Origin of the sequence: Lentibacter sp. (genome assembly GCF_965657785.1) — a bacterium.
In the GTDB taxonomy this organism is placed as follows: Bacteria; Pseudomonadota; Alphaproteobacteria; order Rhodobacterales; family Rhodobacteraceae; genus Lentibacter.
On record NZ_CBFHPP010000010.1, the window covers coordinates 1 to 9613 of the forward strand.

The 9613-nt window shown below is 60.1% G+C and carries 7 protein-coding genes and 1 pseudogene; all 8 read left to right on the forward strand.

Annotated features, from left to right (window positions below):
• Positions 1-14: 14 nt before the first annotated feature.
• The 8 genes and pseudogenes from mraZ (at position 15) to murD (ending at position 9093) form a co-directional block, all read left to right on the forward strand.
• The gene (gene mraZ, locus ACTF58_RS07605) at positions 15-521 is read left to right on the forward strand and encodes a division/cell wall cluster transcriptional repressor MraZ (protein ID WP_438991446.1); all 507 of its coding nucleotides are present in this window, start codon (positions 15-17) and stop codon (positions 519-521) included.
• 6 nt (positions 522-527) lie between these two features.
• A complete protein-coding gene (gene rsmH / locus ACTF58_RS07610) occupies positions 528-1514 on the forward strand; it encodes a 16S rRNA (cytosine(1402)-N(4))-methyltransferase RsmH (protein ID WP_438991371.1) in 987 nt (328 codons plus the stop codon).
• Positions 1511-1885 (forward strand): cell division protein FtsL, encoded by a 375-nt coding sequence (gene ftsL, locus ACTF58_RS07615; RefSeq protein WP_438991372.1) that lies wholly within the window; start codon positions 1511-1513, stop codon positions 1883-1885. The genes rsmH and ftsL overlap by 4 nt, the downstream gene beginning before the upstream one ends.
• A complete protein-coding gene (locus ACTF58_RS07620) occupies positions 1882-3663 on the forward strand; it encodes a peptidoglycan D,D-transpeptidase FtsI family protein (protein WP_438991373.1) in 1782 nt (593 codons plus the stop codon). Before ftsL ends, ACTF58_RS07620 begins: the two co-directional genes overlap by 4 nt.
• A 16-nt stretch (positions 3664-3679) precedes the next feature.
• Positions 3680-5155: a UDP-N-acetylmuramoyl-L-alanyl-D-glutamate--2,6-diaminopimelate ligase gene (locus ACTF58_RS07625; protein ID WP_438991374.1), complete on the forward strand. Its 1476-nt coding sequence runs from the start codon at positions 3680-3682 to the stop codon at positions 5153-5155.
• Entirely contained in the window at positions 5152-6576 is a 1425-nt protein-coding gene (locus tag ACTF58_RS07630) for a UDP-N-acetylmuramoyl-tripeptide--D-alanyl-D-alanine ligase (RefSeq protein ID WP_438991375.1), read from the forward strand. The genes ACTF58_RS07625 and ACTF58_RS07630 overlap by 4 nt, the downstream gene beginning before the upstream one ends.
• Positions 6577-7660: pseudogene (mraY, locus tag ACTF58_RS07635) on the forward strand (phospho-N-acetylmuramoyl-pentapeptide-transferase). It begins immediately after the preceding gene.
• A gap of 35 nt (positions 7661-7695) precedes the next feature.
• Positions 7696-9093 carry a UDP-N-acetylmuramoyl-L-alanine--D-glutamate ligase gene (murD, locus tag ACTF58_RS07640; protein WP_438991376.1) on the forward strand — a complete coding sequence of 466 codons (1398 nt, stop codon included), beginning with the start codon at positions 7696-7698 and terminating at the stop codon, positions 9091-9093.
• Positions 9094-9613: the final 520 nt, after the last annotated feature.

Sequence of the window (9613 nt, forward strand, 5' to 3'; positions counted from 1 at the left end):
GAGAGGCGGCCCAAGTGGTTCGTAGATTTCGCGGCGAAAGCCACCATAAGGTGGATGCTAAGGGGCGGGTGTCAATTCCGGCCTCTTTTCGGCGTGTTCTGGAGGCCTCTGACCCGAACTGGCGCGAGGGCGACACGCCCGAGCTGGTGATTGTTTATGGGGATCACCGCCGCACCTATCTTGAATGTTATACGGTTGAGGCGATTACCGAAGTGGACGACAAGATTGCGTCCTTGCCGCGTGGGTCGACCGAGCGCAAAATTCTTCAACGTCTCTTTCAGGGGCAGTCCTTGCCGACAACTGTGGATGAGACAGGCCGTCTTGTGCTGCCGCAAAAGCTGCGCGAAAAGATCGGCCTTGAGGGCGAGGCGTTCTTTATTGCTGCGGGCGACACCTTCCAGATCTGGAAGCCTGAGACCTATGAGGCGGAAGAGCTGGCCAAGACCGAAGAGTGGCTCGACGAGCTGCCAGAGGATTTTGATCCATTGATTTACCTTGATAAGGCGACAGGCGGGGAATAGCGCGATATGGAACGTGCCACATCAGAGCGCAGGCATATTCCGGTTTTGCTAGGGGCTATTCTGGACCATGTGGCGCCCGTTTCGGGCGTCTGGGTGGACGGAACGCTGGGCGCGGGCGGTTATGCCAAAGGCTTGCTTGACGCAGGCGCGGAGAGGCTGATCGGGATCGACCGTGACCCGCTGGCGCATGAGCTGGCGGGCGTCTGGGCGGCGGAATATGGCGACAGGGTCGCTTTGCACCAGACCACATTTTCAAAGCTTGATGAGGTTGCCGAGCAGGTCGATGGCGTTGTGCTGGATCTGGGGGTCAGCTCGATGCAGCTTGATCTGGCGGAGCGCGGGTTTTCGTTTCAGGGCGACGGGCCGCTGGATATGCGGATGAGCCAGACGGGGCGCTCGGCCAAGGAGCTTGTCAATGCGCTTGATGAAGCGCAAATTGCTGATATTATTTATCTTTACGGCGAAGACCGCGCCAGCCGCAGGATCGCCAAGGCGATTGTCAAGGCGCGCGAGCTGGCCCCTATCGAGACAACGGGGCGCTTGGCAGAGATCATCCAGAGCGTGATGCCACGGCCCAAGCCAGGCCAGAGCCACCCTGCGACGCGCAGTTTTCAGGCGATCAGAATTGCTGTGAACGATGAATTTGGTGAGCTTGTGGCAGGGCTTGAGGCGGCGGAACGCGCGCTCAAACCCGGCGGTCTTTTAGCTGTGGTATCGTTTCATTCGCTGGAGGACCGCGTTGTGAAGCGCTTTATGCGGCTCAGGGCGGGCGAGACGGGCGGCGGCAGTCGCTATGCGCCTGCGCAGGTGCCAGAGCCTGCGACCTTTGAATTGATCAACAAAAAGGCCATCGGGCCGAACGCCGAAGAGCTTGAAGACAACCCGCGCAGCCGAAGTGCGCTGTTGCGGTTGGCGCGGCGCACCGATGTGCCTGCGCGGGATGTCAGCGCAAAAACAGTGGGAGCGCCACAATTGGGTGAGGGTGTCTTATGAGAACCATTATTGTTTTGCTGACGGCGCTTTGCGTGATTGGCAGCGCGTTCTGGGCCTATCACGAGAACTACCAGACCCAAGAGGCCTATGCCTCTTCGCAGCGTTTGCAGACCGAGATTGGCGAGGCGCGAGCGCGGCTGGCGATTTTGCGGGCCGAATGGGCCTATCTGAACCGCCCTGACCGTCTGCACGAATTGACAGACCTGAATTTTGAAAAAATCGGGCTTTTGCCCTTGGCGGCAGAGCATTTTGGCACGATCACCGAGGTTGGCTATCCTGTGGAGCCGCAGGCCGAGGAGCTTGAGCTGAGTTTTGATGGCTCGATTGAAGTCTCAAGCGACGGGGCGCAAGTGAGCGGAGCAGACCAATGACACGAATTCCTCTCAGACCTCTGGCTGCCATTCTGGACGCGCGCAAGAAGGGCACAGACCCTGACGCCATTGAGCGGCGTAACACCAGCGCGCGCCATGAGGCGATCCAGAATGATCTTCGCTCGGTGGGCGAGGGGCGTCTTGTGGTGCTTGGGGTGATGTTTTTCTGCGCTTATGCTGTGATTGCGGCGCAGATGGGCCTTTTGGCCGGCTCCGAGCCAACAGAGCTGCGGGCTGCAGGCGGCGGTGTCGAGATTCTGGCGCAGCGTGCCGATATTGTGGACCGTCGCGGGCGCGTATTGGCAACCAATATCGAAACGCATTCACTCTATGCGCAGCCTCAGGAAATGATCGAACCTGTCCGCGCGGCCAAAGAGCTCGTGAAGATTTTCCCTGATCTGGACGAGGCGCGGCTGACCAAGGATTTCACGGGAAAGCGCAAGTTTCTTTGGGTGAAAAAGAAGATTAGCCCCGAGCAGCTTCAGCTTGTGCATGACATCGGCGAGCCGGGCTTGCTGTTTGGCCCGCGTGAGGCGCGGCTTTATCCGAACGGCTCCTTGGCTGCGCACGTCATGGGCGGAACCAGTTTTGGCCGTGAGGGGGTTCATGCGGCGGAAGTGATTGGCACGGCGGGCGTTGAAAAGCAGTTTGACGCATATCTGCGCGACCCTGCCAACGGCGCGAAGCCTTTGCAGCTTTCGTTGGATATGACCGTGCAGACCGCCTCCGAGCGCGTGCTTGAGGGCGGGATGCGCCTGATGGGGGCGAAGGGCGCGGCAAGCATTCTGATGGATGTGCACACAGGCGAAGTGATCTCTGTGGTGAGCCTGCCTGATTTTGACCCGAACAATCGCCCTGCGCCGCCTGTGCAGGGGCATCCTGATGACAGCCCGCTGTTTAACCGCGCGTTGCAGGGGGTTTATGAGCTTGGCTCGACCTTTAAGGTCTTTGCCATTGCGCAGGCTATCGAGCTTGGGCTTGTGACCAAAGACACAATGATCAACACCCGTGGCCCGCTTGTTTGGGGCAAGCACCGGATCCGCGATTTTCACAACTATGGCCCTGAGCTGAGTGTGGAAACCGTCTTGACGGAAAGCTCAAATATCGGGACCGCGCGGATTGCGCAGATGATTGGGGCAGAGCGCCAGCGCAGCTTTCTGGACGGGCTCGGGTTTTTGGAGACGACGAGCCTAGAAATGCCCGAGGCGGGCGGCGGCAAGCCGCTTTTGCCCAAGCATTGGTCTGAAATTTCGACCATGACGATTTCTTATGGTCACGGGCTTTCGGCAACGCCGATGCATCTGGCTGCGGCCTTTTCAACAATCGCCAATGGCGGGCGCAAGATTGCGCCGACGCTTCTGAAGCAGGACGGGCCGAACTATGGCGCGCAGGTTGTGGAGCCACGTGTGGCGCAGGAGATGACCGATATGATGCGCAAGGTTGTGACCGATGGCACCGCGAGCTTTGGCGATGTGGCGGGCTATTCTGTGGGCGGCAAGACGGGCACCTCAGAGAAGCTGAAGGCGACGGGTGGCTACTACAAAGACAAGACCATGGCGACCTTTGCCAGCGTTTTCCCAACTGACAAGCCGCAATATGTCTTGATCCTGACCTTGGATGAGCCAGAGATTTATACGCTCGGTGAAAACCGCCGCAGCGCGGGCTGGACGGCTGTGCCTGTGGCGGCGGAGATGATCAACCGCGTTGCGCCGCTGCTTGGATTGCGACCAAACGTTGAACCAGGGAAATTGGCTGGTATAACGCTCACATCGAATTAACGCGAAAGAGGCGGTGGTGGGGCATAAAAAGTTAAGCGAGCTGGGGCTACGGGCCACAGTCGGGGGCGATGTCAGCGTCAGCGGTCTGGCTGTGGACAGCCGATTGGTGAAAGAGGGAATGCTGTTTGCAGCGCTTCCTGGCACCTCTGTGCATGGTGGTGCATTTATTCAATATGCTTTGCGAATGGGCGCGCGTGCGATCCTCACGGACGCCGAGGGCGCAGCGCTTGCCGAAGCCGAGCTTGCGGGCGCTGATGCGGCCTTGATTGTGTCGGAAAACCCGCGTCAGGTTCTGGCTTATACGGCGGCGCTCTGGTTTGGGGCGCAGCCTGAAACCATGATTGCTGTCACTGGCACCAACGGCAAGACCTCTGTCTCAAGCTTTGTGCGCATGATCTGGCAGGAGCTGGGCTTGCGGGCTGTGAACCTTGGCACAACGGGTGTGGAGGGCGACTGGAGCGCGCCGCTGGCGCATACGACGCCGGAGCCGATCACGCTGCACCGCACTTTGGCGGCGGCCACCGAGGCGGGGATCACCCATGCCGCCATGGAGGCCTCAAGCCATGGGCTGTCGCAATACCGCCTTGACGGGGTTCAGCTGGCGGCGGCGGGGTTTAGCAACTTTACGCAGGATCATCTGGATTATCACGCCACGTTTGAGGAATATTTCGCCGCCAAGGCCGCGCTTTTCGGGCGGGTTTTGGGCGATGATGGCGTCGCTGTGATCAATATCGACGATCCGCGCGGGCCTGATATGGCGGCCATTGCGCAGACGCGCGAGATTGAAGTGATCAGCGTGGGCCGTATGGAGGGCGCAGACATCCAGCTGACGGCGCAGCGCTTTCATGGCATGGGGCAGGAAGTCTTTTTCAAGCATAACAGCCGTGGCTACCGTGCCGATCTCAAGCTTATGGGCGGGTTTCAGGCCGAGAATGTGCTTTTGGCGGCGGGGCTTGTGATTGCGGCGGGAGAAGACCCGCAGGCTGTCTTTGAAACGCTGGATCATATGGAAACGGTGCGCGGGCGGATGCAGCTTGCGGCGACGCGTGACAACGGGGCGACTGTTTTTGTTGACTATTCCCATACGCCAGACGCGATTGCGACCGCACTGCAAGCGATGCGGCCGCATATTCCCGGGCGGATTATTGCCATTATCGGCGCAGGCGGGGACCGCGACACCAGCAAGCGGCCCTTGATGGGCGCAGCGGCGGCGGAGCACGCGGATATTGTGATTGTCACCGATGACAATCCGCGCTCGGAGGCGCCTGCGGATATTCGCGCGGCTGTATTGAAGGGCTGTCCTGAGGCTTATGAAGTCGGGGATCGCGCCGAGGCGATCTTGCGTGGCGTTGATTTGCTACAGGCCGGAGATGCGCTTTTGATTGCGGGCAAGGGCCATGAGACGGGCCAGACCATTGGCGACACTGTGCTGCCGTTTGATGATGTGGAGCAGGCCAGCGTGGCTGTGGCGGCTTTGGAGGGCAGAATATGAAGCCTCTTTGGACAAGTGCGGCGGCCGCAGCGGCCACGGGCGGCGCTGTTGGCTCGGATTGGACAGCCAGTGGCGTTTCGATCGACACCCGCACGCTTGCGGCGGGCGATCTTTTTGTGGCGCTGAAGGCGGCGCGCGACGGCCATGAGTTTGTCGCGCAGGCGCTTGAGAAGGGCGCGGCGGCGGCGCTTGTGAGCCATGTGCCGGAAGGGCTGGAAGGCTCAGACAGGCTCTTGCTTGTGGCGGATGTGCTGGCGGCGCTGGAAGACTTGGGCCGCGCGGCACGGGCGAGAAGCAAGGCCAAAATCATCGGAGTGACGGGGAGCGCGGGCAAGACCTCGACCAAGGAAATGCTGCGGGTGATGCTTGCGGCACAGGGCTTCTGCCATGCCGCAGAGGCGAGCTATAACAACCACTGGGGCGTGCCGCTGACGCTGGCGCGGATGCCGCTTGAGGCCGAATTTGCCGTGATCGAGATCGGCATGAACCACCCTGGAGAAATTGCGCCTTTGGCGAAGATGGCCGCACCCCATGTGGTGATGATCACCACTGTTGCGGCGGCGCATTTGGCGGCGTTTGACAACATCGAAGGCATCGCAGTGGAAAAAGCCGCGATTATGGAGGGGCTTGTCGAGGGCGGCGTGGCGATCTGGAACGGCGATATCGAGACGGCGCCGATTTTGGCGGCGAAGGCGGCTCAATATGCGGGCCGAGGGCTGACTTTTGGCACAAGGTCAGAAGACTATCGGCTGGTTTTTACACGGCTGAAAGACAATATGACCATCGCCGAGGCCGAAGCCTTTGGCGAAGCGCTTCTCTTTAAGGTTGGCGCGGCAGGGCAGCATTTTGCCATGAACGGGCTTGGCGCGATTGCGGTGTGTGAGGCGGTCGGGTGTGAGCGCGCTGTGGCGGCGGCCGATCTGGCGCGGTGGGAGCCGCCTGCGGGGCGGGGGCGGCGCGAAATTCTGGCGCTGGATGAGGTTGAAGACGACCATATCGAGCTGATTGATGATGCGTTCAATGCCAACCCTGCGTCGCTTGTGGCCTCGCTTCAGGTTTTGGCGGATATTGCGCGCCCCGAGGGCAAAAGCCGCAAGATTGCGATCATCGGAGATATGCTGGAGCTTGGGGTGAGCGAGTTTGAAGAGCACGCCCGCGTGGCGCAGCTGCCTTCTCTTGCGGCGTTGGATCGTGTGCATTGCGTGGGGCCATTGATGCGCCATGCTTGGGAGGCGCTGCCGCCCGATCAACAGGGCGACTGGTTTGAGACGGCGGACGAACTTGCCGCCAAAGTGCGCGGATATTTACGCGCAGGTGATATAGTCTTGGTGAAAGGCTCCAAAGGGATCGGCGTGAGCCGTGTTGTCAGCGCGATCCGATCGGCCATGCGCCCAAAAACAGAGAGACGAGGAATAGAGTAGATGCTTTACTGGCTTACGGCACTGTCCGACGGGGGCGATTTTTTCAACCTGTTCAGGTATATCACCTTCCGCGCCGGTGGCGCTTTTCTCACGGCTCTTATTTTCGGGTTTCTCTTCGGGCCACCTCTGATCAACGTCTTGCGGCGCCGTCAGGGCAAGGGCCAGCCCATTCGGGACGATGGCCCCGAGGGGCATCTGGCGAAGGCGGGCACACCGACAATGGGCGGATTGCTCATTGTTGGCGCGCTTTTGACCTCGACGCTGCTTTGGGCGCGGCTTGATAATCCGTTTATCTGGATTGTTTTGTTTGTCACTGTCGGCTTTGCCGCGATCGGCTTTGCCGATGATTATGCGAAGGTGAGCAAACAGACCACGGCGGGCGTTTCGGGGCGGGTGCGCATGGCGCTTGGCCTCGTGATCAGTGCGATTGCGGGCTATTGGGCGGCGCTTTATCACCCTGATGCGCTGCAATATCAGCTGGCGATGCCTGTGTTCAAGAACACGCTGATCAACCTTGGCTATCTCTTCGTGCCGTTTTCCATGATTGTGATTGTCGGCGCGGCCAATGCTGTGAACCTCACGGACGGGCTGGACGGGCTTGCGATTATGCCTGTGATGATCGCGGCGGGCACGCTCGGTGTGATTGCTTATGCGGTTGGGCGGGTCGATTTTACCGACTATCTTGATGTGCATTATGTGCCCGGGACCGGCGAAATCCTGATCTTTACCGCTCGGTATTTTTGGCGGCGGGCTTGGCTTTCTTTGGTATAATGCGCCGCCTGCGGCTGTGTTTATGGGCGACACAGGCTCATTGGCTTTGGGCGGGGCGCTCGGGGCGATTGCTGTGAGCACAAAGCACGAGATTGTGCTTGCGATTGTGGGGGGGTTGTTTGTCGTTGAGGCGCTCTCTGTGATCATTCAGGTGCTTTACTTCAAGCGCACGGGCAAGCGCGTTTTCCTGATGGCGCCGATCCATCACCACTATGAAAAGAAGGGCTGGGCGGAGCCGCAGATTGTGATCCGCTTCTGGATCATCTCGCTTATTCTGGCGCTGATCGGCCTTGCGACACTTAAACTTCGTTAACAACGCGCACCACAGGTGCACCAAGGGGGAAGCGGATGATTCCAGTGACTGGATATGCGGGCCAAAGCGTGGGCGTTCTGGGCCTTGGGCGCAGCGGACTTTCAGCGGCGCGCAGCCTGCGCGCGGGCGGGGCTGAAGCGCTTTGCTGGGATGACAACCCCGAGGCGCGCGCCAAGGCGGAGGCTGAGGGCTTTGAGTGTCTTGACCTTGGCAAAGAGGCGGTGATGAGCCGTCTTTCGACGCTTGTTGTCAGCCCCGGGATTGCGCATCTGTATCCTGAGCCAAACCGCATTGTCGCCGCAGCGCTTTTGGCGGGCGTGCCTGTGGACAATGACATTGGCCTTTTCTTTGCGTCGCTTGGCTCGGGGGCATGGGTCGAGCTTGATATTCCGCCCCGTGTGGTGGCGGTGACAGGCTCTAATGGCAAGTCCACGACCTCGGCTTTGATTGCGCATCTGATTGAGGCGGCGGGCAAGACGGCGCAACTTGCAGGCAATATCGGCCGCGGGGTTCTGGACATTGACGCGCCTTTGTCGGGCGATGTGATTGTGCTGGAGCTCAGCTCCTATCAGACCGAGCTGGCGCGGGCGCTGACGCCTGACATTGCGGTTTTTACCAACCTTTCGCCCGACCATCTGGACCGCCATCAGGGGATGGGCGGCTATTTTGCGGCCAAGCGGCGGCTCTTTGCGGAGGGTGGGCCTGACCGTGCTGTTATTGGCGTGGACGAAAACGAGGGGCTGTTTCTGGACAACCAGCTCTCGGCGGGGCAGGGCGACGACCGAGTGATCCGCATCTCTGTGGAGCGCAAGCTCACGGGGCACGGCTGGAACGTCTATGCCAAGAAGGGCTTTCTGGCCGAATGGCGCAAGGGGCGGCAGGTGGCCTCGATTGATTTGCGCGCGGTGAAAGGCCTGCCGGGGGCGCACAACCATCAGAACGCCTGTGCGGCCTATGCTGTCTGCCGCGCGCTCGGGATTGCGCCGCGCGAGATTGAGGCAGGGTTTCACAGCTTTAAGGGCTTGCCGCACCGCTCCCAGCTGATTGCTGAAGCGGGGGGCGTGTCTTATGTGAACGACAGCAAGGCGACGAATGTGGACGCCGCCGAGAAGGCTTTGCGCGCGTTTGGCAACATCCGCTGGATTTGCGGCGGGCTGGAAAAAGAAGGCGGGCTGAGCGGGCTGGCCGAGGCGCTTGGGGGCGTGAAAAAGGCCTATGTGATCGGCCGTGAGGCGGCGCAGTTTGCGATGCAGCTTTCGGGGATCGAGACAGAGGTCTGCACGACGATGGAGGCCGCTGTGGAGGCGGCGATGCGCGAGGCCGAGGCGGGCGATGTTGTTCTGCTGGCCCCTGCGGCCGCGAGCTTTGATCAGTATGACAGCTTTGAGAAGCGCGGCGAGCATTTCGCCGCGGAGGTTTTGAAGCGGCTTTAAAGGCTTCGAATTTGCTTCGCAAATCCGATCAGTTGGGGGCGCTGCCCCCTAGATTCAAAAGCGATAGTGCTTTTGAATCCTACCCCCGGGATATTTTTGGAAAGAGGAAGCCAGAGAGTTAGCGGCAGATGTTGCGTGTTTCGGCTCCGTTCCATGGGAGGCTAACCTTTTGGGGGATATGGATATTTTGGAGTGGCAAGGCCTCTGAGAGCATGGCATGCAAGCGGGCGGTGCGCGGCGCGTCTGGGTCAAGGGCTGTGCAGCAGACGTATTCCTCAACAAGGCTGGCCTGCTGCTCGTAGGGATAGTCGAGAAAGCGGTTATCTGTTTTGATCTCAAAGAGATAAGGGTCATCGACGGCGCTGTGTTCGGCGGCGGCTTTGAGCGGGTGATAGCCCGTTGTGGCGCGGTTTTGCCACTGCCAGATATGGGTGGCTTCATGGGCGAAGAGCATGGCGGCATACAAGCTCATGCTCTCCGGGTAGCCATGCATATAGTCTTTTGAAAAGAAGGGCTTGGA